The sequence below is a fragment of the Rummeliibacillus sp. NPDC094406 genome (genome assembly GCF_044763875.1).
Taxonomy (GTDB): Bacteria; Bacillota; Bacilli; order Bacillales_A; family Planococcaceae; genus Rummeliibacillus.
The window spans coordinates 770,373-796,276 of record NZ_JBIWGZ010000001.1; the positions used below are offsets into that span (position 1 = coordinate 770,373).

29 protein-coding genes and 1 pseudogene are annotated in these 25,904 nt (G+C 33.2%); 11 read left to right on the forward strand and 19 right to left on the reverse strand.

The features are described from left to right. Positions 1-195: 195 nt before the first annotated feature. The gene (locus tag ACIQ4I_RS03655) at positions 196-1,008 is read right to left on the reverse strand and encodes an endonuclease I family protein (RefSeq protein WP_403092825.1); all 813 of its coding nucleotides are present in this window, start codon (positions 1,006-1,008) and stop codon (positions 196-198) included. Next, positions 1,008-1,970 (reverse strand): S8 family peptidase, encoded by a 963-nt coding sequence (locus tag ACIQ4I_RS03660; RefSeq protein WP_403092828.1) that lies wholly within the window; start codon positions 1,968-1,970, stop codon positions 1,008-1,010. The genes ACIQ4I_RS03655 and ACIQ4I_RS03660 overlap by 1 nt, the downstream gene beginning before the upstream one ends. A 355-nt stretch (positions 1,971-2,325) precedes the next feature. Between ACIQ4I_RS03660 and ACIQ4I_RS03665 the strand changes: the two genes are divergently transcribed. Together ACIQ4I_RS03665 and ACIQ4I_RS03670 are read left to right on the forward strand one after the other, a co-directional pair. Then, positions 2,326-2,904 (forward strand): TetR/AcrR family transcriptional regulator, encoded by a 579-nt coding sequence (locus ACIQ4I_RS03665; RefSeq protein ID WP_403092830.1) that lies wholly within the window; start codon positions 2,326-2,328, stop codon positions 2,902-2,904. Between the two features lie 247 nt (positions 2,905-3,151). Further along, positions 3,152-3,682 carry an HXXEE domain-containing protein gene (locus ACIQ4I_RS03670; RefSeq protein WP_403092831.1) on the forward strand — a complete coding sequence of 177 codons (531 nt, stop codon included), beginning with the start codon at positions 3,152-3,154 and terminating at the stop codon, positions 3,680-3,682. Positions 3,683-4,252: 570 nt separating this feature from the next. Here ACIQ4I_RS03670 and ACIQ4I_RS03675 read toward each other — a convergent pair. The 8 genes from ACIQ4I_RS03675 to ACIQ4I_RS03710 form a co-directional block, all read right to left on the reverse strand. Then, on the reverse strand, positions 4,253-4,534 hold the full coding sequence (locus ACIQ4I_RS03675) for a hypothetical protein (protein ID WP_403092833.1): 282 nt from the start codon (positions 4,532-4,534) through the stop codon (positions 4,253-4,255). A gap of 10 nt (positions 4,535-4,544) precedes the next feature. Beyond that, positions 4,545-4,934 (reverse strand): SHOCT-like domain-containing protein, encoded by a 390-nt coding sequence (locus ACIQ4I_RS03680; RefSeq protein WP_403092835.1) that lies wholly within the window; start codon positions 4,932-4,934, stop codon positions 4,545-4,547. Positions 4,935-4,947: 13 nt separating this feature from the next. Further along, positions 4,948-5,313, reverse strand: a complete 366-nt coding sequence (locus tag ACIQ4I_RS03685; RefSeq protein ID WP_403092836.1) for a DUF2089 domain-containing protein — start codon at positions 5,311-5,313, stop codon at positions 4,948-4,950. A 906-nt stretch (positions 5,314-6,219) separates the two neighbouring features. After that, entirely contained in the window at positions 6,220-7,299 is a 1,080-nt protein-coding gene (locus tag ACIQ4I_RS03690; RefSeq protein ID WP_403092838.1) for a YkvI family membrane protein, read from the reverse strand. Continuing rightward, positions 7,296-8,426, reverse strand: coding sequence for an o-succinylbenzoate synthase (gene menC / locus ACIQ4I_RS03695; protein WP_403092840.1), 1,131 nt, complete (start codon positions 8,424-8,426; stop codon positions 7,296-7,298). Before menC ends, ACIQ4I_RS03690 begins: the two co-directional genes overlap by 4 nt. Positions 8,427-8,440: 14 nt before the next feature. Continuing rightward, a complete protein-coding gene (locus tag ACIQ4I_RS03700) occupies positions 8,441-9,262 on the reverse strand; it encodes a GNAT family N-acetyltransferase (RefSeq protein WP_403092841.1) in 822 nt (273 codons plus the stop codon). Next, a complete protein-coding gene (locus tag ACIQ4I_RS03705) occupies positions 9,249-10,400 on the reverse strand; it encodes a M20 peptidase aminoacylase family protein (protein ID WP_403092842.1) in 1,152 nt (383 codons plus the stop codon). The genes ACIQ4I_RS03700 and ACIQ4I_RS03705 overlap by 14 nt, the downstream gene beginning before the upstream one ends. After that, entirely contained in the window at positions 10,397-11,254 is an 858-nt protein-coding gene (locus tag ACIQ4I_RS03710; protein ID WP_403092844.1) for a MurR/RpiR family transcriptional regulator, read from the reverse strand. The genes ACIQ4I_RS03705 and ACIQ4I_RS03710 overlap by 4 nt, the downstream gene beginning before the upstream one ends. Positions 11,255-11,787: 533 nt before the next feature. Here ACIQ4I_RS03710 and ACIQ4I_RS03715 point away from each other — a divergent pair. Then, on the forward strand, positions 11,788-12,375 hold the full coding sequence (locus ACIQ4I_RS03715) for a hypothetical protein (RefSeq protein WP_403092847.1): 588 nt from the start codon (positions 11,788-11,790) through the stop codon (positions 12,373-12,375). Between the two features lie 354 nt (positions 12,376-12,729). On the opposite strand, the pseudogene ACIQ4I_RS03720 reads toward ACIQ4I_RS03715, so the two are convergent. Next, positions 12,730-13,750, reverse strand: a pseudogene (locus ACIQ4I_RS03720) (helix-turn-helix domain-containing protein); the annotation flags it as partial. Between the two features lie 232 nt (positions 13,751-13,982). On the opposite strand from ACIQ4I_RS03720, the gene ACIQ4I_RS03725 reads away from it, so the two are divergent. Next, complete coding sequence (locus tag ACIQ4I_RS03725) at positions 13,983-14,441, forward strand: hypothetical protein (RefSeq protein WP_403092848.1); 459 nt, start codon at positions 13,983-13,985, stop codon at positions 14,439-14,441. 653 nt (positions 14,442-15,094) lie between these two features. Here ACIQ4I_RS03725 and ACIQ4I_RS03730 read toward each other — a convergent pair. The 3 genes from ACIQ4I_RS03730 to ACIQ4I_RS03740 all read right to left on the reverse strand — a co-directional run bounded on the left by ACIQ4I_RS03730 (position 15,095) and on the right by ACIQ4I_RS03740 (position 16,487). Further along, complete coding sequence (locus ACIQ4I_RS03730) at positions 15,095-15,601, reverse strand: DNA-deoxyinosine glycosylase (RefSeq protein WP_403092849.1); 507 nt, start codon at positions 15,599-15,601, stop codon at positions 15,095-15,097. Between the two features lie 9 nt (positions 15,602-15,610). Further along, on the reverse strand, positions 15,611-16,015 hold the full coding sequence (locus ACIQ4I_RS03735; protein ID WP_403092851.1) for a VOC family protein: 405 nt from the start codon (positions 16,013-16,015) through the stop codon (positions 15,611-15,613). A 91-nt stretch (positions 16,016-16,106) separates the two neighbouring features. Beyond that, positions 16,107-16,487: a hypothetical protein gene (locus tag ACIQ4I_RS03740; RefSeq protein ID WP_403092853.1), complete on the reverse strand. Its 381-nt coding sequence runs from the start codon at positions 16,485-16,487 to the stop codon at positions 16,107-16,109. A 169-nt stretch (positions 16,488-16,656) separates the two neighbouring features. Here ACIQ4I_RS03740 and ACIQ4I_RS03745 point away from each other — a divergent pair, with 169 nt between their 5' ends. Further along, on the forward strand, positions 16,657-17,145 hold the full coding sequence (locus ACIQ4I_RS03745) for a GNAT family N-acetyltransferase (protein WP_403092856.1): 489 nt from the start codon (positions 16,657-16,659) through the stop codon (positions 17,143-17,145). Between the two features lie 101 nt (positions 17,146-17,246). Here ACIQ4I_RS03745 and ACIQ4I_RS03750 read toward each other — a convergent pair whose 3' ends face one another. Genes ACIQ4I_RS03750 through ACIQ4I_RS03760 form a run of 3 tightly spaced genes read right to left on the reverse strand, consistent with a single transcriptional unit; the run spans position 17,247 to position 19,180 of the window. Then, complete coding sequence (locus tag ACIQ4I_RS03750; protein WP_403092858.1) at positions 17,247-18,038, reverse strand: ABC transporter permease; 792 nt, start codon at positions 18,036-18,038, stop codon at positions 17,247-17,249. Next, the gene (locus tag ACIQ4I_RS03755) at positions 18,035-18,943 is read right to left on the reverse strand and encodes an ABC transporter ATP-binding protein (protein ID WP_403092861.1); all 909 of its coding nucleotides are present in this window, start codon (positions 18,941-18,943) and stop codon (positions 18,035-18,037) included. Before ACIQ4I_RS03755 ends, ACIQ4I_RS03750 begins: the two co-directional genes overlap by 4 nt. Then, complete coding sequence (locus tag ACIQ4I_RS03760; RefSeq protein WP_403092863.1) at positions 18,944-19,180, reverse strand: PLD nuclease N-terminal domain-containing protein; 237 nt, start codon at positions 19,178-19,180, stop codon at positions 18,944-18,946. It abuts the gene before it with no gap. 175 nt (positions 19,181-19,355) lie between these two features. Here ACIQ4I_RS03760 and ACIQ4I_RS03765 point away from each other — a divergent pair, with 175 nt between their 5' ends. Then, entirely contained in the window at positions 19,356-19,895 is a 540-nt protein-coding gene (locus ACIQ4I_RS03765) for a helix-turn-helix domain-containing protein (RefSeq protein ID WP_403092865.1), read from the forward strand. A 491-nt stretch (positions 19,896-20,386) separates the two neighbouring features. Here ACIQ4I_RS03765 and ACIQ4I_RS03770 read toward each other — a convergent pair whose 3' ends face one another. Both ACIQ4I_RS03770 and ACIQ4I_RS03775 read right to left on the reverse strand, forming a co-directional pair. After that, positions 20,387-21,112: a nucleotidyltransferase domain-containing protein gene (locus tag ACIQ4I_RS03770; protein ID WP_403092867.1), complete on the reverse strand. Its 726-nt coding sequence runs from the start codon at positions 21,110-21,112 to the stop codon at positions 20,387-20,389. A gap of 25 nt (positions 21,113-21,137) precedes the next feature. Beyond that, positions 21,138-21,944: a VOC family protein gene (locus ACIQ4I_RS03775; RefSeq protein ID WP_403092869.1), complete on the reverse strand. Its 807-nt coding sequence runs from the start codon at positions 21,942-21,944 to the stop codon at positions 21,138-21,140. A gap of 268 nt (positions 21,945-22,212) precedes the next feature. Between ACIQ4I_RS03775 and ACIQ4I_RS03780 the strand changes: the two genes are divergently transcribed. From ACIQ4I_RS03780 to ACIQ4I_RS03800, 5 genes are all read left to right on the forward strand, one after another. Next, entirely contained in the window at positions 22,213-23,325 is a 1,113-nt protein-coding gene (locus ACIQ4I_RS03780) for a helix-turn-helix domain-containing protein (RefSeq protein ID WP_403092871.1), read from the forward strand. Between the two features lies 1 nt (position 23,326). Beyond that, the gene (locus ACIQ4I_RS03785; RefSeq protein ID WP_403092872.1) at positions 23,327-23,527 is read left to right on the forward strand and encodes a PLD nuclease N-terminal domain-containing protein; all 201 of its coding nucleotides are present in this window, start codon (positions 23,327-23,329) and stop codon (positions 23,525-23,527) included. Beyond that, entirely contained in the window at positions 23,524-24,432 is a 909-nt protein-coding gene (locus ACIQ4I_RS03790) for an ABC transporter ATP-binding protein (protein ID WP_403092874.1), read from the forward strand. The genes ACIQ4I_RS03785 and ACIQ4I_RS03790 overlap by 4 nt, the downstream gene beginning before the upstream one ends. Further along, positions 24,429-25,196 carry an ABC transporter permease subunit gene (locus ACIQ4I_RS03795; protein WP_403092876.1) on the forward strand — a complete coding sequence of 256 codons (768 nt, stop codon included), beginning with the start codon at positions 24,429-24,431 and terminating at the stop codon, positions 25,194-25,196. The genes ACIQ4I_RS03790 and ACIQ4I_RS03795 overlap by 4 nt, the downstream gene beginning before the upstream one ends. Positions 25,197-25,631: 435 nt before the next feature. Continuing rightward, positions 25,632-25,865, forward strand: coding sequence for a hypothetical protein (locus ACIQ4I_RS03800; protein ID WP_403092877.1), 234 nt, complete (start codon positions 25,632-25,634; stop codon positions 25,863-25,865). Positions 25,866-25,904: the final 39 nt, after the last annotated feature.

A 25,904-nucleotide genomic window follows, 5' to 3' on the forward strand; every position in this document is an offset into this window, starting at 1 on the left:
ATCTATTATGCCTTACTTGCTGACGGAACCTTTAAAAATCGTCTGGCACTTTTCTGGCAAAGCATAAAAATGACAAACGGCATCGAATGTTCACATTCGGATGCCGCTTGTATACAATCTGAACTGCCGGATGGCTGCTCTTCTTTCAATTTTTTTACTCTAGAAAAACCGCTTCACAAAGGAATTTCCAATCAATCACATCATTGTTACGATACTTTCTGCCATCTCTGGAAAATCAATAAATGGATTCCTATTGCCTTGAAGTTCATAGATAGCTAGGTTGCGATGCTTTTCATAGATGGATACTGGAAATGTTTGATGCCATTTTAGCAATAAAGAGACATTCTCAAGTTCTCTTTTTATTGTGTTTGGATAGCGAATTAGGAAATAGAGTGTTGCTCTGGCAACGATTCCTTTGCCGTATTCTGGTTCGAATTTACTTTCTTCAGCCTTGCCACAGCCATCTTTGATGCCTAAAATCCGTCCTTCAGGGACATAATCCTGGAAATCGTAGTAAGGATAGTTGCTGCGACTGCTATTACAGGTTGGTTCGCAGGCAAACAGATGATGCAAGTCTCCTCTCATCGGTTTTTTTTTATCGAACCATGATTGAGGCACTACATGTTCACAGTTAAATAGATCATCCGAAGAGATGCTGATTAACCCTTTTGCCTGCATTTCATGGAGCCGAACGTCCTCCTCTATGACAGAAAGTGGATCCATCTCATTTCCAGAATAAAGGCTTTTTAATGAACCGTTTTCCTGCAAATCAACCCAAGGGTACACATAACGGTACGGGCTGTAATTTAACTGATCTGTATGTGTTTTTTCAAGTAATGAATGAAGGCTGTCTGAAAGATTAGCATCCGTGAATGAAATGCTCTGATAGTATTGATTTCTGACTTCCTTGTCTTTCTTTTCGTCATAATAAGGTCGATTTTCCTTATAGTTTAAAAAGTCTGACTTGGCCTTTTCCCATTCACAGTATAGCAATCCTTGCTTTTCCATTATATTTCCAACACCTGTGCAGATAATATTTGGTCGAACACTTCCGATAAGTAATCCTCTAATGTTAAGTACAGCAATCCGTTGCCTTCGAGTTTTGGCGAGTTTCCTAAAGGAATCGTTCTCTTTATTAATTGTGCATACAGCTCATCCTCTGTCAGATTTCGCTCAAAGTTTTTGGTGGCAATATCTTTTATGAGTGCAAGTGCACCGGATATATGCGGTGTTGCCATCGAAGTACCGCTTAGTTTTGCATAATTTCCTTTTAAATATGTTGAAAGGATTGCTTCACCAGGGGCTACTAAGTCGATTTCATTATTCGAATTTGAAAATTTAGAAGAAAGGCGTTGCAGATTAACGGATCCGACACTGATGACTTCATTGTAGCAGGCAGGATAGGTCAATTCATCTGAATCACTCTTTCCATCTCCCTCATTCCCAGCAGCACAAACTACTAGAATTTGCTGAGCGATTGCGTTTTGAATAGCTTGGTGTAACTCAAATACATCCTTAGAACCGCCTAGGCTCATGGATATGATATCCACCTTTTGTTCAACTGCATAATTAATCCCATTTATAATCCAGTCGTATTGCCCTGATCCATTTTTATCAAGCACCTTTAAAATCAATAGACTTGCTTCAGGTGCAACACCAACTACTCCTGTACCGTTATGGACGGCAGCAATTGTACCAGCCACATGGGTTCCATGGCCATTATAGTCGGTGTAAACATCAGGATTTCCATAATCATCGCCAGTGAAATTCCGTCCGCCGACAATACGTTCACTCAAATCAGGATGGGTGACATCGCAGCCTGTGTCCAATATCGCAACAGTGATTCCCTTCCCTTTAGATTTCTCCCAAATTTGTGGCGCTGCAATAAGCTCAATACCTTTTGGTACCTCAGACACCACTTCGATAACTTCATTCACTTGATACGGAATTAAATGTAATTTTTGCTCCATTTGTATCCCTCCTAATAGAATTAAGTTTCAAGTGTATTCTTGGTAGTTATAAATAGTTTAACAATTCAGAATTTATATGAACAGTTACTATAGACGTGTTTTTTTACTGAATTATCAGAATTTTAATAAAAATAGATTTAAATAGTAGGAGACCGAAAGAATTATATTATTATCGGAAGCATGGAAAAAGGATAAACTAGATAAGATTATCGAGGGATATTCATCACTTTGTGAAGTGATAGTGAGGGTTTTAAATATACTTATGGTTCAATTTTATGGAAAATCTTGACATAAGTTTAAATTGGTTTACAATTGAGTAAACACTCAAACTTTCAGAAAATTAGAGGTGGATTTTTTGATATCAAAAAAGGATAAAATTGCACAAAGCGCATTGAAGCTGTTTACAGAACAGGGATTTAAAGCAACAACAACAAAAGAAATTGCATTAAAAAGTGATGTAGCAGAAAGTCTTATTTTCTATTATTTTAAAGATAAAACTGAACTACTTAATCATTTAATTCGTGAGTTTTCATTTATTGGATCAATGTCCAAGGAGATGAAGGAATTATATGAAATGGATCCCATTCCGGCTTTAATTCAATTGGGACATCTATATTCCGATTTTTTATATCTTAATAAAAGCTTCTTGTCATTTATTTGGTCCCCTGAAATGATACAGAACAAAGATGTAAATGTGAAGGTTGTTGACCTTATTCATTCAATGTCTCAAGAAATCAACACACATCTGACAAGGGCTGTTTCTGTTCCTATTGAAAAAGAGACAATTGAAATGGCAGCTTCTATGTTTCTTTCAACCTTATTAACACATTTTTTAGTTGGAGAAAGAGCATCAGATGAATTTCCTCTTGAAAATGATAACTATATTAAGAATGTAGTAACTCTAATATTAAATGGACTTGATAGTTCTAATTAAATATACTTTATTTTTTTGAACTATATTGAGTATTTACTCAGGAGGTGCTACATTTTTTCACCAAAGTGTATAAGGTTACCACTACTTGAAATTCTTATGAAGAAATTCCAAAGGCAAAGTAAGTAGTTTACGGTTACAAATAGATTCATTAATTTCCTCATAATGGATTTTTTTATGAGTTACTGGTTTTCAGGTTGTAATTCAGAATTATTAACGTAGAAAAAATAGTGGGAAGAGGTGTTGTTAAATGAACAATATGCAAGTGATTATATGGCTGTTCCCTATCCTTTTTATGTTCCATGATTTTGAAGAAATTATTTTTATGAGAGCATGGATAAATAAAAATAGAAGTTATATGTCTGAAAGGTTTCCTACTTTATCAAAAAAGTTACTACCTCATTTTGAGCATATGACAACATCTGCATTCGCTTTGGGGGTAGCTGAAGAATTCATTTTAATTAGCACCATTACTGTTATTTCTTATATGACAAATTGGTATGACCTTTGGATAGGCTCATTTATAGCGTTTACTTTACATTTATTAATACATTGTTTTCAAGCATTGATAGTAAGGAAATATATTCCTGTTATTGTAACAAGCATTATTTGTTTGCCCATTTGTATTTATATCATTATGCAAATACTACAGATATCTTCGTTATATACCATTATTTTGTATTCTATTTTGTGCTTTATTATTATGATTATCAATATAAGTATCGTTCATAAGTTAATGGCTATATTTAGCCAATGGATAGTGCGATATGAACATAAATAGAAGTTTGGATAATGAACAGTTTGTCATAAATAATTAAAGGACTAAGGCCATATTTAAGCTATTCTATTAAATGGCGCTATTTTTGAATAAAACTTAGATTTTCAAACAACATTATTGTTATATTTTTCATTATAGTGAAGTATCTTACATCAAAAATTAAATAACTATTTTTTTAACCCCGTCCTAAATTTAGAACGGGGTTATACTTGTTTGAGCATTTCATAAATCCATTTTTATATTCGAACATTTTAACATACTTACTATTCAATATTCATATATATATTCCGCTACAGACAGCGCTTTCCACGGGCTTGGCTTCAATCTCCTCGTCACTACGTTCCTGCGGGGCTTTCAGCTCAAGCTTTTCCCGTAGGAGCCGCCGTCTTTCGCTCCATAATAAACAAAATGGGATATTATTAAATATTTGAATATTTTATATTAATTTTGCATTATGAGATTGATTCAATTAAATAACTTTATTCTCTTTTTACAATTTTCTTGGTATAGTAAGCGAGGAATTAGGCTTTTTCTTCAAAATGCCAGTCAGTGGTCGGTGTATTTTATATTAAATTATAGTCTAACCTTAACTTCAGTACCGTCCTTAGCTTTGACATCTACTAGCACGATTCCCTTATAATTTTTCAGTTCCTTGACGATAGGCTTTAGCGTTTTTTTGTTTATTAGTGGAAAGGTAAAGTCTAGTTTTTTTCTTTCGAAGTGCTCTTTTGTCCATTTGTTTATATTTTTCTGAAAAAATTTTGAAGACAAAATTGAAACAGCAATATTTAAAACAGTATATGGAATTGGGATGGTAAACCGAACGTCTTTTGTTTTCACTTTTACATGCAACATAAACAAATCACTATTCAATGATGACCGAAACGGTATCTCCGTTTGCTGATTTAATATCAACAATTTGGCCATCTAATTCGTTTTCAATTGCTTCAGTAAGAAGGTTGATGTCTATATCTTTAACGTATTTTTCCGATTGAGGAATACTTGCTGCGATGCTGTGCCCAGCCATTAATACTACCTTGAGAAGTTTAATAGGCAAATTAACCGTGACGTTATCATTTTCGGCTGATACAACACGAATTTTTAATGTTTTATCTAAATAGTTAGTGGATTTTTCAACAAGTTTAGTATCTGTTACTGCTTTCTCTTGTAATACTTGAATCAGTTGTGATCCCTTATCTGCATCGATTTTCCCTTCTTGAACCATTGTTAACACTCTTGTAATTTCCTCTTTCATGATAAATTCCTCCTTATTCCTCTTTTAATAGCTTAATGGCTTCTTCTGGTGTGATTTCGCCATTTTCCAACATGGTGACAACTTTTTTCTCATCTACTTCATTTTTCTTTTTCTGCTCATATCCAAGGGATGAGATGATGTCTGTTAGCTTGCCTCGAACCGTTGGATACGATATCCCTAGTTCCTTTTCAACTTCTTTGATATTCCCTCTACATATTAAAAATACTTCCACAAAATGAAGCTGATCCTTTGATAAGGATGCCAGCTTAGATAATTCAAACTCATTTTCAATCGTAGTGTTACAATGAGAGCACTGCAACTTTGTAATTTTCAATGTTTTACTGCAAACAGGACAATTTGTGATTACTTTATAAGCCATATTGTATTTCCTTCCTTTTAGTTGATTCGATTATATAACAAGTGATTAATAATGTAAATTATATAATTAATTTTTTTAATTCAAAAAATCAATAAAATTAATTTATCGATTAACATTATTGATAATCTATTTTAATTATTCATTTAATGACTGAAATTGTAGACATTCCTTTTGGTGAAATCCCCAGTTACATAATGAGCACAATTACTTAGACTATGAGATGCAGATTTATAATCCATAGTTATTTGATATTAATAATCCAACTGATGATGATTCAGCAGTCGTTAGCATTGATGAATTATTTAATGATTTAGAACTTGAATATTATTAAGCATACGGGTTAATTAATCTCCGAATATGTGGTGATTTGAGGACTTAGTCTATATTTTAGTTATTTCAGAATAGAGCGCATTTCCAAAGTAAATGATTTACGCTTTTTTACATAAAAGGGCCATATTTCGGAATAAAATGTGTTAAAGTCGAACTGAAGAAGCACGAATATTAAGAAATTTAGGGTGTGATAGGATTAAATTGATAATAGTCATACAGTTCGGGGAAGGAGTAGATAAGCTTGATATTTTTTGCAGAAGTCATTCGTACAATTTCTTACGTAATACTTATTATTAGTTCTGGTTTCTATTTAAGGCATTTAGAAAAAACTAAAAAGCAAAATAAACTTTCAACCTTTGAATTTACAATGTACATAATCATTCAAATAGCATATTTATTATTAACAATCAGTTTATTGATTTTTGTATTTGGCGATAAGTTTTAAACAATCGTGCGCGTTTGTTGAACAATAAGTAAGAAGTTAATACACATTAGACATGACTAATGTGTATCAACCTCTTACTTTTATGCCTTTTTACAGATCATGATATTATTTTTCAAACTTCAAAGATTTGTTTATGCTTCTTTCACAACAAGTGACTTCACCTTTGAACGTTTCACATTTATTGCCCAAGCTACAATAATTGAGATGATTAAAACAAATCCTAAGTAACCCATTGCCGGATATACGGCGCTAACAAGTTGTATAAAGCCAACAAAACTTAAGGCATATCCAACTGCCCCTATTGCCCATACTACCCAATTGAAATGTTTACTTTCTGCTGGCACAATACGTACTGTAAACGCATAAAGCATCCCCACAGCTGTATTGTAAATCATACCTAGTAAAGCAATCGACATCAGTACACCAAGAATTGGTGATATTTTAGTTGCTAGTACAAGCATTGGCATATCTGTACTGCCTACTTGACTAATTTTTGTGAATATTGCGACATTTATGAACAAAATAAGAAGGCCTAAGCCTATACCACCTAGAATCCCGCCACGTTTCGCTACTTTTTCATCTTTTTCAAGTCCACCCATAACTGTAAGCATCGATGCTCCTGCTGCAATATTATAGGATACATATAATAGTCCTCCCAAAATCCAATTGGAAGCTCCTGAATTTTGTTGTTTTGCCAAATGATCCATCTGAGCAGCAGTTAAATCCGTTGTGAAAATGGAATAACCGGCAATGATCACTACTAATAACATTAAGAAGGGGGTTATGGCACTGATCAACCCTATAATCATTTGAATATTAAACATCAATGTCAAAATGGTCACAACCAACATTGCTAAACTACCATACATTGCAGGAATACCAAACTGGTTTTCAAAAATTGAACCCGCACCTGCAAACATAACTACTGCTACACCAAACAGGAAGAAAGTGATAATAAAATCAACCGCAGCCCCTAAATACTTTCCGCAAATTTGATAAACCACTTCTTTGTGGGAAGTCGCATTTAAACGACTTCCTAATGTTGTTAAATTCATTCCTAAAAAGGCAAATAATACGGTTGCAATCGCAGTACCTGCAATCCCCCACCAGCCGAAGCTAGTGAAAAATTGCAATATTTCTTGTCCTGAAGCAAAACCTGCTCCAACAATTACTCCGATAAATGCACCGGCCATTTCTAAACTTTTTTTCATTGAGCCACCCCTTCTTCTACTAGGTTGTATACTCTTTTCTCCACAGTAAATTTTTCAATTAACTCAAGATTTGGTTCATAACCTATGCCAGCTTTATCTGGTACCTTAATATAGCCATTTTCTACAGTTACTTCTGGATTAATAATATCTTGATCCCAGTAACGATCTGAACCTGCAGTATCACCAGGCATGATAAAGTTTGATAATGTCGTAAGAGCTACATTATGTGCACGGCCAATGCCAGACTCTAACATACCACCACACCATACAGGTATCTCTTTTGATTCACAATAATCGTGGATTTTCTTCGATTCTGTTAAACCACCCACGCGACCGATTTTAATATTAATAATTCCACAGCTTCCTAGGTCGATAGCTTTGCGTGCATCCTCTAAAGAATGGATACTTTCATCTAAACAAATTGGTGTTTTCAATTGTTTTTGTAATGTCGCATGATCGATGATATCGTCTGAAGCAAGTGGTTGTTCAATCATGGTTAAATTAAATTCATCCAGTTGTTTTAATAAATCTGCATCCTCTAAGCAATAAGCTGAATTTGCATCTGCCATTAAAGGTACTTCAGGGAAACGCTCACGAATTGCCCGGATAACATCAACGTCCCAACCTGGTTTAATTTTCACTTTAATGCGTTTATACCCTTCATTTACATATTCATCTATTAATGCTAGCAATTCATCAATTGAATTTTGAATACCGATGCTAATACCAACCTCAATTTTCTTATTATCGCCACCCAGCGCAGAAGCTAAAGTTTGGTTTGTGCGCTTGGCATAAAGGTCCCAAACAGCTCCTTCAAGTGCCGATTTAGCCATATTATTTTTTCGAATAGATGCAAATAATTCATTGATCTCATCCGGATGTTCAATTTCTGTTCCCTTTACAAGTGGGATAAGGAAGTCTTCTAGCATAATCCAGTTTGTTTTATAAGTTTCTTCGTTGTACCAAGGAGCATCAAATGCAACTGATTCTCCCCATCCTTTATTCCCACATTCATCGATTACTTCTAATAGAAGAAACTCTTTATCATAAAATGTACCGAAGCTTGTCGTAAAAGGTGCTTTCATTTTCATTTTCATTTGACGAATTGTAATTTCTTGAATTTTCATTTATAAAATCCTCCCTATTGTGGAATGTTGACTGAATTCTTTTTAACAACTAAATAGTGATGAACCGATTCATCATTTGATTTGACTAACTCGATTGCTACATAGCCTGCTTGGAATAATGCTTTAAACATTTGACGTGTTTTCAAACGCCAATCGATTGCTAAATTCAAGTCACGCTCTTTCAATGAAGTAATGTCTGCTGGTACAGGTACTAGATAAGCTGTATCTTTCAAAACAGTAAAGTCTTCAGAATCAAAATCTTCACAGTATGGTAAATGTTGATCATTGTATAACCATGCTACAAGTACTTTGTGGTTGTCGTATCCCTTATTCACAAATTGATTGACATAATCACTTGTGATCCACCAATCGATTTGGAACCGATCTGAAGGGAGACCACCATTCAAACCATCTTCCATTTTGCCATAGCAATCTTCTATATATGTGTCACAGACACCATGTAATTTTGTTAAGTTTAAATAGGCATTTCGTGTTTGCAAAGGATCGTATGTCCAAGTCATTCTTTCGTAACCAATTGTGGTAGCAAGTTGTTTTTGTTGTCGTTTCAGCTCTTCTCCAATGCCACCTTCACGGTATTCCGGTAATATCCCAAGCATATGGGAGCAAAGAGAAACTTGGCCATTTTCAAATCCTGCAAAGCCATAGCAAAAACCGACTATTTTGTCACCATCAAAAGCACCTATGACGGTACCACCATGTTTCACTGCTGTTAGTGTTTGATGAGTTGGAATCGGAGATATACCCCAAACGTCTTGTTCTACTTTTTGGACTAGCTCCATCTCATCATTTGTTTTTAATACTTTATACGTTATCATTACGTGTCACTTCTTTCTTTGCATATGCCACTGCATTTAGTACAGTTCGTGTTAATATTTCAACTCCTGTAATTAATGCTTCTCTATTAAATGTCATTTTCGGATGATGTAAACCTGGTTGCAATCCGCATCCTAATCCAAGCATAGTTGCTTTAATATTCGGACATTTCAAGGTGTAAAAATGAAAATCCTCTCCTCCAGGTGTTACAATAGGCGGTTTCGTATTTGCTTCACCAACTGTATCTACAATGGCTTGACGCATAATTTGCATTGCATCTTCATCAACCTCAGCGGCAGCAATATTGGCTTCAATTTGATAGTCTATTTCAATATTATATTGTGTTTCAATACCGTGGATGGCATTTTGAAACGCATTCATCAAAGCATTAATTCCTTCATTCTTTTGAGAACGCGCATCTATACAAAATTCTGCTTTCCCTGGAATAACATTTGCTGCAGCACCTGCTTGGAACTTCGTCAATTTAATTGAAGATGGAATCAACGGATCAATGTGAATACTTTGTAATGCATTCACTAATGAGGCTCCAATTTCTATAGCATTTTTTCCAAGATGGGGACGGGCACCATGCGCTTCCCTACCATAAATTGTTCCTGTTATTAATCTTGCTGCACCATGGTAGATTGCTGGACTAAATGTACCATCTTGTAATTCTTGAATAGGTCGAACATGAACACCAAATAAGTAATCTATATCGTCGACTAATCCTTGTTCTATGAAATGTAACGCACCTTGACCTTTTTCTTCTGCTGGCTGGAATAATACACGAATCGTAGCATCTTCTGGGGTAAATAATTTTTGTAGTAATAGTAATGTTCCAATTGCCATCGTCATATGGCCATCATGTCCACATGAATGATTTGCTTGAAATTTGCCATCAACTTCTTGCCATAAAGCATCAATATCTGTTCGAAGGCCAATCACGGGTTTACCTGATCCGATTTCTACGTATAAACCTGTAGATTCTACTAACAAATGCGGTTCAAAACCGTATGATTCTAATAATCGTTGTAAATAAGTTGTCGTGTTATACTCATGCCAACTTATTTCAGGGTGATTATGTAAATGCGAAAAAACCTCCTTTAGCTTAGGGGTAATCTCCTCTAATAGTTGTTTCATTCCAAATCATCTCCATCTAAAAATAAAAAGCTACTGTCAACGCTATCGTACTGTGCTTTATAAGCTTCGTATTGTTCTGGCGCTTGTACAGTCATTCCAGAAACTAGGGTATTCAAAAACGAAATAACGGTAGGCATAATATCAATTGTCGATGTTTCCGCTGCCGCAAGAGGGAAATAATAATCAGAATATCGATAAATCGGTGCAATCTGTGCATCTGAAACCCCTATAATCGTTACACCTTTTTTCTTGATCATTCGTGTTAAGTCAATTGTTTCTTTGTAATAACGGTGAAACGATAAAACAACTAACACTTCCCCTTCTTGCATATGACTGAGAAGTTGAATAATGTCCTGAGACTGTGGCTCAATCATATGAATATCAGAACGTAGTATATTTAAAGTAAAACCAAGCCACTGTGCTGCTGCAAAAGAAGAACGTAAACCGAGTACATATATTTTCTTTGCTTCATGTAAACAATGACAGCTCATTTGAAAATCATCTAGGTTTAACCTTTCAGATACAGTTTGAATTTTCTTCGCATCATTTTTCATAACCTTTTCGTGAAAAATATCATCTGCTTCTATTTCAGCTTTTGAAGCTAAATAATTACCGAGAGAACTTTTCTTATGAATTAATGAATTTCGAATATTCGATTGTAATTCACTATACCCAGACATTTCGATTGCATAGCAAAAACGAATAACTGTAGTTTCACTCACGCCAACTAACTCGCCAATTTCTTGTGCAGATTTTAAAGCTACATCATGTGGAAACTCTAAGATGTAACTTGCTACCTTTTTTTGCCCTTTCGATAGCTCCTGAAAATGTTCTTGTATTTTTTTTTGATACAATATCTTCTCACCCTAATGCAGTATATGCTGTATTATTTTGTTCTTATGAAGTGTAAGCTTCATTTTTGATGTATATAACAATACCACTTTTATATTTTTAATTCAATAATTTTTCAGAATATTTTATTTTCTTATATAAATGAATCAATTTCAAAATACTTTTCTAGGTAAAAAACACGAATATTATCTAAATATACAATCCAATAATTCGGGTTATTCTTCAAATATACTATTTGTTTAATATGCCGCTACAGATGGCGCTTTCCGCGGGCGAGCGTTGAGCCTCCTCGCTCACTCCGTTCACTGCGGGGTCTCACCTGTCTCGCTTTCCCGCAGGAGTCGCCATCTTCCGCTACTAGACAATATTCTAATAGATATAGCACAAACTATTCCCTCAATTAATGGTCGTGTTTAACCATTAAACCCCTTGCCTGCATTATAAAATTGATTCAAATATTATTATATTTTTTGAAACAAATTGGAATTTTTTACGTATATAGAGATAATACATAACGAAGGGATGAACAGATTTAATGTTAACTGAAATAAAAGATGCCTTCCTTTTCTTATTGGACATCTATAGGGGAAATTTGCCTCAATCTGATTTATATTTACTTTGCTTGATCATGGCAATTATGCCCCTTGCTGAATCTATAGATGAAATAAGAAAGAAATCAATTGGAAGTAAAAAGTGGATTATTGTCTATTTGAAATGGATTCCTATCTCATTTTTAGTTATTTCCGTGTATCTATCTGGTTTTTATTTTATTACAAATATATTTGATAATTTAATTTCTATACCTGAAGCTCTTCATCAAGAACAAAGTTTACGATCAATTGCCATTATGTCTTTAACGATGGCGAGCATTGGTTCTTTAATTGTTGCTATTTGGAAGTTAAACGCCTTCTTTGTTTCTAAAAAAGTCTTATTTACTTTTATTATAAATACATTGTTTATTGTCATCGGTATGTTCCTAATCAATATACTTTGGTATGAAATGATTCATCTACCATTATGGTGTTACGGATTGATTGGAGTGATTAATACTGCTATGTTTTCCTTTTTACTATTTGAGGAGAATAAAGAGTTGGCGCAAACTCAAAATAATGCAATACGATAATTCACCTAAAAAATTGAATTTGTCAGCACATTCGAAAAGCCGAGCAAACTGCAGCTCGGCTTTTTTTGTATATATTGGTTTCCGCCTGTTAGGAGATGAAGCCTTAAATTTCACAAAATAAAAGTTAAAACTAAAAAGAGACAAACTATATTTGTTATTCCATGTATTATGACATCTAGCCAAATTGAATTTGTTCGTTCATATACTAAAAGCTCAATTTCTCGATTGTTGGAAGAGAAAAATTAAGCTTTAATTAAATCATAAAAGGGCTCGATTACGGTATAAGAAGCATAGCTTATTTATACTTTATCGGTGAACTGTTTAATAAATCCCTAAAAAGTATGGCTAATGGAATCATCTATTTCTATTAATAAGCTCTATATATTGTAAATCCCCATATCCTATTGTTGGGAAAAGATCAAATAACTTATTAATTAATTCTGATGTTGGTAAATCTTTATTTTTAGAAATATACTTTACTACTGCATTGTTTACTTTTAGCATATCTAAATATATATCTATTGCCTGATACATTACTGGAAGTATTTCATTTGATGGTCTTTCATGATTTACCAATACTTCATTGTATACAGAAGAATAGTTACCTAATTTAAGTTCAGTTTGACTTACTTTAAATTCATCCTCTCTGAAACTATTTAAGAAAACTTTGCCATCATACCCTGACTGTTCAAGATAGGCAAGTATTGTAAGTAGATTCATTTGACAAAACATGTCTTCACCAAACCATAAAACAATACATTTATACTCTTTATTAAAAAGATTGTCTAATGGGTCAATTACTTTTTCGGTATAATTTTCTATTGAATCATGGTGTCCAAATGCTCGTGTTTTTATAAACTCTTCATCAAAAACTTGTTTAGTAGCTACGTTTACACACATCGCTTCATTAAAAGGAGCGTAATCAGAATATCCCATTAGCTTTTGATCTTTAAACTCTTCATACATGACCTGACCATTCAAAATGTTGAGTACATCTTTGTCAAACAACTCACTCTTCTTATTTTTTAACTTTTCAACCTCAATTTTTCTAGAAATATTCATTCTACACCAATCCCCTTCTTTATTGATAGTGAGTTTAATAAATGATTGAATAAGCATCTTGTTAAGTTGAAATTCTCTAGGATATATACCAAAAAAATTTTTAAACGCTCTACTATATGCTTCTTGCGAAGAATAATTGGAATCAAAGGCAATGTCAATTATCTTCCTATCATTCGTCAAATCTTCTGTAGATAAGGTAAAACTTTCCATCGGCGGGTTCTAACTGCCCGTTAATGGGGGATAAATACAATCTTCTAAGAAACATAAAGCGCCAAATACTTATTCCTGTTAGTTGGTGAAATTTAAAAGAACAATCAACATGGTTGGGAAAAGAACAAAAGCGTGTAGATCATTCGTATGTGTCAACTCTTTAGCTCATAAAAAGCAGCCCCTAAAGGACCGCCTTTTTGTCCGCTTACCGTTGACACTTTAAACAATAGATTCTTTTTAATTGTAAAACTACTGCAAAAATCGGGTTGAAAACAATGTAAATAATTGTTAACATTAAACTTAATTGTTAATATTTGAGAGAGGAGGTTAAAAATATGAAAAATATAAAGATACTTATCGCAGTATTATTAATTAGTTCAATAAGTATCGTTACTGTAAATCAAACTCATGCCACTACTCAAGCCGTTATATGGGAACATCCAAGTAAAGCAAAAAAAATAGGTTATAGCTTTAGTACAACAAAAACAATTTCAAGAAAAGAATTAAACCAGATAAGCAAATATTTCGATGATACAGAAACAAACAAAATTGTACAGGCAGGCATTGCAACAACAATATTAACTACTCCATTAAGTCCTAAAATTTCAATTAGTGCAGGCTTAGGCGTAACATTATTAACTTCTTACGTAAAAACACAGGGAAAAATGGTTAGTAAAAAGTTAAAAGAATCGAGCAGCAAAAAATTCAAAGTAAAAATCAGTTATTATTACAGACAAACAGGATCAAATGACGGATACTATTCTATTAGCAAAATTAAAATTTATAAAAAATAGCCCTTTAAAGGGCTATTTTTTATATTTTATTTCAATAAACACCACATTAACAAAAACTCCAATAAACATTACAATAAATAAATAATTAGGTAACTCAAAGAAATTAATTAAAACTAAAAATAAAATACATATTACCAAAAGCTCCACATAATTAGCTAATTTACTCTTATATTTAAAAATACTCATAAAACAATACCTCTCAATTCTTGATACACGTTGATACACGTGGATTTAGACCAAAAAGCAATTCTTTTAGATAAAAAATGAATGGAAAAGTTTAACCCTGGAAAGAGAAGAAGGCAGCGAATGTCAATTATTTTGAGTTGTTAGAAATATTGCAGTTCAAGAACGCGGAATCTTCGCACCTTAATCATAACACATTGGGATTTTTTTGTATATTTCCCTTTCAACCACCAACATCACCTAAAAGCCCTACATATCAACGTTTCGTAACGCTTTTAAAAAATGACTTTATAAGGAGAATATCCAATATAATTAGATAATTCACCTAATGAAAAATCATTTTTTAATTTGGCTTCAATCCAATCTGAATCTGTTCATTCATTTATCTCACTCCTCTATAAAATTATAAGAGGTATAAATTTCTTTATTTTGATATTTCTTGTGATTTATAAAATTAATCTTATTTTTCCTTATAAATATCTCTTCATCACACGCCATTCCTCCACCTTTTCATCAAATGATTTAATGTTCTTTCCTGGTATTGGACTTGTTGATGGCATTTTTGCATAATCTATTTTTTGTAATAGTTGCAATCCCATATATTTTTTGAACACTGAATAGGCTTTCCCACCATTAAACAAGAGCAAGCGAATATTGGGATATTTTATAAAGAGTTGCTTAAAATCATTCGGTACAATGTTACGGATATTGGAATCTAAACTTCCTTGGCGTTCACAAGATTGAATCGTATCCCATAGACCGATATGATGTTTCTTTAGTAATTCCATTCGTTTTGTATAGTCATCAGGCACTTCTTCCAGTAAGATTTCTCCAATGATTGACCAAAAATGATTACGTGGATTACCATAATATTGTTGTTTTTCAAGTGAAAGCTTACTTGGCATTGAACCCAAAATAAGCACATGCGTCGATTCATCTACAATCGGAGGTAATACATTTTGAATATTGTCATTCATCTCAATCACCTACAATCCCTTTTGATCACGTAATTCAACAATTGTTCCTTCCGGTGCTTGTACTTTGCATAAACTACCACTTTCAACAAAATAAATATCTTCACCATTTTTCTGTAGAAATGAAACCCCTAATTCGCGCAACGGTTTGACTTCCCCTTCTAAATCATCGACCCATAAGCAAAAGTGCACAACTCCCTCTTGATGCTTATTATATGGTTTTAGCTCTTCATCTTTTTTTGCAGTTTGTAGCTCAATATAGAAATCCCCTAGTTGCAACCATGAATTATAAGCCCGACCGTGAAAATCCTTTGTTTCTTGTGCCAATGTGAATCCTAATGCTTTCGTATAAAATTCGATTGATTCCTTGTAATGATTTGTTTGAATACAAATATGATGAATACATCGTTTTAGCATGATGTTAACCTCCATTTTCTTTCAATTGTATAGTTTTTCACCAAAAAAATTCCACATACTAATTTGCTTAGCATGTGGATCTAAATTCTTATTAGAATTTTTTTGCATTTGCTTCTCGATCAGGGAAACCGAGTGCATTGACCATCACATTATATGTAGTGAATACTTCTTCATAAGCTGCATCTGCTTGTTTGATATCTACAACAGCTTCTAAATCTGTACGTACTACAGCAAAGTCTTCTCTAAATAACTGTAATTGGTTTTGGAAAGCAGTTACTTCTGCTGATTCTTGAATTTCAGGATCCATAAATGTATATACACCAAATGAGTGTTGATTTGCACAAAATCTTTCATATAAATCAAAGCGTGCTTTGCCTTTTTTCTTAAGACTACGTTTTAATTCTTTCAAGCTTGTTAGCACATTTTCAGCTTGTTGTACTAACAATTCTACTGTAGTATTTGTTGAACCCATTGATATTACGACCTTTCTAAGATAGATGCCATGTAAAGCAAAAAAATATATAATTACTCTATCTATAATAATAGCACAGTAATAATAGTAAAACATTGTTGATGATTTACCTACTTGTACTTAATTGAATAAGGACAAGGTAAAAAAAGAGGATAAGCGAGGGATTGAATTGATCGTTCAAATAAAAGAGATGAATGAAACACTTGCAAAAGAAATTCTTAACTGGCAATACAATCCACCATATGACTTCTACAACAATGACTGCACAGATGAAAATATAATAGAAATGCTTAACGGTACTTATAAAGCTCTTGTTGATGAACATAATCGATTAGTTGGATTTTTTTGTGTTGGGGATTCCGCTAGGGTACCAGCTGGCTACAAATTTGGTGTCTATAAAGAGGATTGGATCGATATGGGTCTAGGAATGAATCCTAATCTTGTTGGTAAAGGACAAGGTTTTGAATTTTGTACTCATATTATTGATTTTATTAAGAATCGTTTTGGAGATTTACCTATTCGACTAACTGTTGCTACATTTAACAAACGAGCCATTCATTTATATGAAAAACTAGGGTTTGTCTGTGAAAATCGATTTAACTCTGATATTGCAGAATTTATTACAATGGTAAAAAAGAGTGCTGAAATAAAGGATTGAGTAATCTAAATAATACAATCAATTACTAAGAGCCTAACTAATTTTATTTGTTGCAAGGCTCTTAGTTACAATTTCATACTTTCCCCAATGGGACAGTTTGGTTAATTTCTATGGTATTTCTTTTGAGAAATCCAATAATGAGAGATCTTTAATGTTATCAAAATACATATAAGTGTAATAAAAATATTTCCGTAAAGACTCGAATCTACTGATCCTGTTATTAATAACTCAGTGGCATGTTGACTCATGCCTGCAGGGTTTAGTAATCCATTTATTGAATGTAAACCACAAATTAATCGAATAATAAGGAGAAATACAATACTTAACATAGCAATAATTCCCTGCCCATTAAATATCGTACTAATCATAGTAGTAAACGAAATTATAAAAAGAGCCCATACAAGGTAGAAGACCAATGCCATTAACATGCTTGAAAAAGGAATGCTATTAAATAAATAACTTACATATAAGTACGAAATAAAATAGCCTATTGTAATGCTTGTAGCTACAAACAAAAAGCTTGAAAGCGTCTTTCCGCCGATGTATGTGCCCACTGTTACTGGCCTTGTTAAAATAAAATCAAGCATTCCGTTAGACTTGTCAGACTGAATAATTCCCATCATAGAAACAACAATAATGATAATACCTAGCTGGTCAAATTGAGACCCAATGGTTGAAGCAAGCACCTGTCCTCCGTCTTGTTGAACCATATTAGGATCAATAGTAATCCCCTGGGTTCCCCCCATTGACCCTAATATCGAAGGTAGAAAATAAGTGATAATAGGTTGCGTAGCACCTAAAAAAATAAATATGAGTGGCATCCAGACAATTCTAAAATCACGAAATATTTGTACATGTTCTTTTTTCATTAAAATATAAAATTGTTGGTTCATGTGTTCACCACCATTTTCAAAAATATTTCTTCGAGTGAATCAGTGCTACCAACCTCAAATTTTAATAGATCTACATTGTTTTCCAATGCATTAAGAATTAATAAATTTTTATTTTTCTGAATATTATCCATTGTAATTTTTACTCTAGTGCCTATTAATTCCACATCCTTTACATATGGAAACTTTTTAATTAACTGCACCCAATTTAAATCTTTAGCCATAATTTCAAGATGAATTACAGGTTCACAATCTCTATTTAATAATTCTGCCAATGTTGTATCTTCTATTTTTACTCCTTCTTTCATGATGACAAATCGTTCACATATTTCTTCTGCATCACTTAATATATGAGTGGACAATAATATAGTCGTTTCATGTTTAATTTCTTGAATTAAATTTAACACCTCTCTACGACCTATGGGGTCTAAAGCAGAAACAGGCTCATCCATGACTATCAAAGATGGCTTATGAAGAAGTGCTTGAGCAATACCCAACCTTTGCTTCATACCCCCTGAAAAGGTTTGAACTTTTTTATTGTGTTCTTTAGAAAGTCCTACTTTATCCAAAATTACTGGTATATCTTGAACTAATACCTTTTTCGATATACCTGATAAGCCACCCATAAAAAATAGTATTTCTTTAGCTGTCATCCATGAGAAGAAATCAGGATATTGCGGAAGATACCCAATCTCTCGCTTCATATCGGACATTTTGTTTCCATCCAGAAAAACTTCTCCCTGATCAGCGATTAAAATATCTGCGATAATTTTAATGAGTGTAGATTTCCCTGCCCCATTTGGACCAATAAGCCCAATACATTGCCCTGTTTCAAATTCCAATGAAAAATTATTAACTGCCACCTTATCCTTAAACTTTTTTGTCACATTCTTTATTTCTAATTTCAATTATGCTCTACCTCCTTTTCGGCCGATTGTAAAGTATAATATCGGACCAATTGTGTTAAAAAACAAAATTACAATTGCCCATAATAAAACATTTTCCCTTATCTTTCGATGCCGATATAAATCAATCAAAGCTATAAGTATCAAAATTAAACCAACAATCATAATTGGCAAAACAATTGGCAAAATCGCCATCCAATCGAAACCTTTCAAGTCATCAAATCCATAATGTAGCTTCATTCATATCACCTTCCGTCATTTCATTATCATTATTGATAATGATAATATAACACAAAGACTTCTCATTTGCAGTTGTTTTTTTACCAAATTTTATGATAATATTTTTTATTATTAATATTGATAATATAATTGCTTAAAAAAAATAAAATCTTACTATTTACAAAAGGAGTAAAAAATGACGAATAAAGCTGAGATCTTAATGCATCCTGTAAGATTAAAAATAGCCCAGGCTTTAATGAGAAACAAAGAAAAAGGTTTGACTCCACTTGAAATGGTAAAAATCATTAAAGATGTTCCTCAGGCAACATTATATCGACACATTCAAGTTTTACATGATGCCGGGGTTATTAAAATTATCAAAGAAAAAAAAGTTAGATCCGTCTCTGAAAAATACTATACGCTAAACGAAGAAGCAGCTCGACTTAACTCGGAGGAGTTGAAAAAATCTTCAGATGAAGAAAAATTGAATTACGTATCTAATTACCAACTTACTCTATTAACACAGTATCAAAGTTATCTTTCAACACTAAAACAAAAAAATTGTACAGAAGATCGTTCAACCTTTTCTCTTGTAGAATTGAAACTCGGGGAGCAGGATTTTGAAAATTTCCAACAAGATTTAAATGATTTAATGTTAAAGTACTACAAAAGAAATACGAACAATCCTGATGTTCCAGCACATACTATTGCAGTTACCATTATTCCTGAAATTTAGATAAACATTTCAACACTTTTATTTTTTAATATTTAGATTTGGATGTTCCGCTACAGACGGCGCTTTCAACAGGCTTGGCTTCAATCTTCTTGTCACTACAATCAGGGTACTGTAAAGTGTTAAATGCTATGATTAATAGTATTATTTTCATCTGAATGATGTGGAATTAGCTTCGCTTTCCGCGGGCGAGCGTTGAGCCTCCTCGCTCACTTCGTTCCCTGCGGGGTCTCACCTGTCTCGCTTTCCCGCAGGAGTCTTCGCTAATTCCACATCTACAAAGATAGCTATATAGGATTTTTATAATAAATTTTCATTATTTTACTTTTACATTGTCATCACTTGGTTCCTCTGGGGCTTTCAGCTCAAGCTTCTTGATTTATTATCTAAACAAAAATGGCTACTATATTTAATTTAAATAATAACCATTTCTATCTATTGGTTTGATAACTACTCATAATCCGGCATTATTAAATTTGTTTCTATTTTCAAAGCTATAGCGATTCTTTCCCCAGTGCAAAACCTTCAAATAATTTCCCACCAAAAGGTTTCAAAACTTTTTCTGTCAATTCGATTACTATACTTTTGTCACCTGTTTTATAAAAAACATCAAAAGCATTAACAAAATCTTTGGTGAATTCTTCATCTAAATTTTTTAAGGAACGTACTACCCATTTTGATGTACCAATCCAATTCCGGTTTGTTCTTAATACGAATACACTTACCATTTCAGCAAGTGTATTTGCAATAAATAATTCTTCTGCTCTATTGGTACAACCTATAAAATCATCCAGTGTATCTGTTATAAAATAGCGTTTTATTTTTATCGTTTCCTCTGTCCATTCCTCTGGGCCCTTCTCTAATAATTCATTCGCTTCTTTTTTGATTGAGCTCATTACACCCTCATCTTTTAGAATAATCCCTTCTGAAACCATATTAGGTAAAGAAGGCCTCGCTCTTTTAACATCATTTTCAAAATAAGGCTTATACGAGAATAGATTATGTACAAAGACTTCAATAGCCCAACCAAATTCAATTAAAGACTCCCTATAGGATGAACGAATATTTTGATCAAAAATAACAATATCGAAATCAGATGTTTCTGTTTCCTCACCGCGAACTACACTTCCAGCTAATACTGAGCCTTGGCAATTTGGAAAATGTTTATCTATAAAATGATGGGCTGCTTCGACTGCATTCAGCCTTTTTAAATTCTTCACTGATCTTACCTCCGATTAGAAAATATCACTTCGTTATTTCGTTAATATTTCTTTTAGCATGGATACTCAAATTACTAACATCATAAGATCTACTTAGAATGCTAATGTTATTAAATTCTAATTTACTATTACTAAACTCTTGATTACAGCAATCCAAAATTATTTCCACATTATAAGTATTGGAATTAATAAAACGGATAATTTGTGTTCCTAAATAAATGATTATTGAATCCTCTTTTTCCTCATAGTCATTAAACAAAGCAAATAATATTTTTTTATCTTCCTTAAGCAGCTCTCCGTATATGATTACTTCTACAATGCCTTTAATATCATTTTCACGACTATTAGGAACCATATATTGTTCCATAAAGTTCTTTGATTTTTCGTCGTTCAATTGTTGAAGAAAAAATTGAAATGGCAACCCTTTGAATTCAGGTAAATAGGAGTTCCGCCAAGGCATTGTCTTGCTTAAAAGGTTGAAAAACCAGCGAAACTTTAAAGGTTCTGGAGTAGTAACGTTTATGTTGTGATTTCGAAGTTGTTGATAGGTCTCGTCAATATTATCTACTTCGAGTGCGAACCCAATTAGGCCTCGATGTCCGTTGAGATATTTTGTCGTCCAATTACTAATCCAACCTCCGCCATCTTTTGTTTTAATCCGAACAAGCTCAAAATACTCTTTCCCAATCCAAATATTTGATACCTTAAATCCCTTTGTCCCCTTTCCCCATTTAGGTTTATAAGGAAGCCCCATTGAATGAATTTTAGTGACCATGTCTTGATCTTCTTGTACTTCTTTATCTACATTGACTACTAAATGATCAATTTTCAAAAATATCACCTCTGCTTAATTTAATAGAATTACCTTCTTTTCTTTATTTGGATAAATCTATGATTAAATTGGAAAAAATTATAATTTAATTCTATTATAAGTTAAAATAATTAATAACTGTAAATTTTTAAAAGTAATTATAATGAACATAGTCTCAATTTTATATACAGTATCCCATCAGTTGATTTTTTTAACTAAATTCTACTATGATTCCATCGCCTTATCCTTGTTTCATGGATATACTGAACATATGAAGGAGTTGATGGAAATGAAAGAATTACAGTTTGCAAATACCATTTCTGCTTTACGCAAGCAAAAAGGGATTACACAAGATCAATTAGCTTCATATGTAGGTGTCTCAAAGGCTGCTGTATCGAAATGGGAAACTGGCCTGAGTTATCCTGATATCTTATTGTTACCAAAACTTGCGACCTACTATAATTTATCGATTGATGAATTACTTGGCTATAAACCACAATTGACAAAAGAAGATATACAGAAGTTGTATGCTGAATTATCTCAAGAATTTGCTTCAAAACCATTTGATGAGGTTTACTCCCGTATTCGATCCATCATTGATGAATACTATTCTTGTTTTCCCTTATTAATGCAAATGGCTGTATTGCTACTGAACTATCAGTCAATGGCAGGTGAAAAACAGCAAGATGTAATCAATAATGCTATTGAGCTATGTAATCGAATACAACAATCTTCTGATGATCTTCGACTTATTCGTCAATCAAGATCAATTGAAGCCCATTGTCAGCTAATGTTGAAGCAACCTGAACGTGTATTAGAATTACTTGGTGATGATTTTGAACTTTATACGGGCAATGAAATTATTGTAGCAACTGCATACCAATTACTACAAAATCCTCAAAAAGCAAAAGAAACTTTGCAAGTAAGTATGTATCAATATGTAATTGGCATTTTATCAATTGCACCAAATTATTTAATGATGCATATTCATGATTCAAATCAGTTTGATGAAATTGTTAATCGAAAGGAAAAAATCATCAATACATTTGATGTTAAAAATTTGCATTACAATGCTGCTTTAGTTTTCTATTTATCCGCTGCTCAAGGATATATGATGCAAAAAAATGAAGACAAAGCTGCTGAGATGATACGAAAATATGTTCAAGTGTGTAACATGATTGAATTTCCTTTTACATTACATGGTGATGGATTTTTTGACTTAATAGATGAATGGCTTGCAAGAGAACTTGATCTTGGTTCCAATGCACCTCGTGATGAACAAACAATCAAAACAAGTATAATCACGAGTATAACTAATAATCCACATTTCAAGACCTTACTTGAACGTACTGATGTTAATGCGATGCTTACAAATTTACAACATAAGTTAGGATGTGATTAATATGACGGTACAAGAAGCATTACCCCTCATTATCCCTTTAGTTATTTTAGAATTGACGCTTGCAATTGTTGCATTGGTTCATGTATTAAAACACCCGAATTATCGATTTGGCAATAAAGCGATGTGGGTTGTCATCGTACTATTCCTTCAAATTATTGGCCCAATCGCATACTTCATATTTGGAAGAGGGAGAGAGGCATGAGTATTTTAACACTAGATCATCTGTCCAAATCGTTTGGCTCACACACAGTAATTGACAATATTAGCCTCACTTTAGAAGAAGGAAAAATCTTCGGTTTGCTAGGTCAAAATGGTGCTGGTAAAACAACATTAATGAAAATGATTTTAGGACTCCTCCCTATTTCAAGTGGTAAGATTCGCATATTTGATGAAGAAGTTATTTACGGAGATACCCCGACAAATCGTTATGTTGGTTATTTACCAGATGTACCAGCTTACTACCCTTACATGACTGCTTTTGAATATTTAATGCTTTGTGGAGAAATTACAGGTATGCCTAAGGCTTTACGAAAAGAACGAGCGACAAAATATTTGCAACTAGTTGGCCTTTCAGATAACAAAAAGAAAATCCAACAATTCTCACGTGGTATGAAACAACGTCTTGGAATTGCTCAAGCGCTCATTCATCAGCCTAAACTACTTATTTGCGATGAACCTACTTCTGCGCTTGATCCAATAGGTAGAAAAGAAATTTTAGATATCTTGCAATCAATCAAACATGAAACAACTGTCATATTATCTACTCATATTTTGCATGATGCGCAGCAAATCTGTGATGAAGTAGCTATGTTACACAATGGCAAATTTGTAGTTTCAGGTAGCGTATCAGAACTTATGAAAACATACAGTAAACAGCAAATTCGCGTATTGTTTGATAATGAAAAGGAAGCGAAACAATTTATTGAAGAAAGTGATTTAAAAGAAAAAATCACATCACATTCAAATATTTTGTTAATCGAAGTAAATAATCTTGCTCAAACGCAACAACAATTATTCGCTCAATGTAATTCCCTGAATCTATATCCAACAACCATTGAGGTTGTTCAACCATCTCTTGATGAAATTTTCTTGGAGGTGAGCCGATGAATTCTTTTATCGCATTATTAAAAAAGGAAACAATGGAATTCAGTAGAACTTATAAGTTTCTTATCATTATTACTGTGTTTTTAATTCTTTCCATGCTAAGTCCTTTAACAGCCAAGTTTATGCCAGAGATTATGGCTCAATTTTTGCCTAAAGAAGTTGCGGAGAGTTTTCCTGATCCTACTGCACTCGATTCATGGGCACAGTTTTTCAAAAACTTTTCTCAAATCGGATTATTCGTTGTTGCCTTATTATTTGCAGGCACTCTAATTCATGAACGTACTGAAGGTACACTGATCATTTTACTTACTAAGGGTTTAAGTAGGAGTAAAGTTGTATTGGCGAAGACCATCTTTGCTATGCTGATATGGACTGGTATGTACTGGCTTGCATTTTCAGTAACGTATTTTTACACTTGGTATTATTGGAAAACTGACCACGTCGAACATTTAGGTCTTGCTGTAGGTAATTTGTGGTTATTTGGTCTAGTATTAATTGCCGTTATTTTACTTGGAAACGTGTTATTCAAATCTATCTATGCAAACTTACTATGGACAGCATTCTTTGTAGGCGTTTGGTTTATTGTATCTATTTTTCCAAAGGCTGCTGATTTTAACATTCTACGACTTGCTACAGATGGCAATAATTTATTACAAGGTCTTATAAAGACTGATGAATATACATGGATTTACACAATTGCGATTGGATTAATTGTTATAATGTTGTTGCTTACTGTTCGAGTTTTTAATAAAAAGGCCATTTCTTAATATTCTCTTATTGTCAAAGTATGTGTTTTATATATAGACTGACGAGGTTTATAATTCTAACGATAATTATCAGGTTACATTTTTGGGGATTTAATTTTTATCTTTTTTTGCAAATTAAAAGAATCCTTTTCGTAAAAATAATACAAAAAGGATTCTTTTATAGTTTTGCGATAGTTACCATATTCAGATTTGGATGTTCCGCTACAGACGGCGCTTTCCACGGGCTTGGCTTCAATCTCCTCGTCACTACGTTCCTGCGGGGCTTTCAGCTCAAGCTTTTCCCGTAGGAGTCGCCGTCTTTCGCTCCACACTGTACAAAATTGGATACAATTAAATGTTCGTAGATTTTATATTAATTTTGCATTATGAAATTGATTCTATTAAGTTACCTTAATTTTCTTGGATCAACGCAACCCGATAAAAGGAGGGATTAATATGGATGAAATAGTATGGAAAGAATTTAAAGAAGCCATTGAGGAAGGGCAAGAATTAGCATTCGATTATAAAGATGAAGAATGGTGGATCAGTAGAGTGCCTGAAGAAAAAAGCTTTCTTCTCACACGTTCAACAGATTCTTTAACCCAATCATTTAAAACTTCGGATGAATTATTTAATAATGGGGTAATTGATGATAAACCTTTTATCGAACGCATTAAAGATATCGAATAAATAATTCTAAAAAGAGTAGCTACAGCTACTCTTTTACTT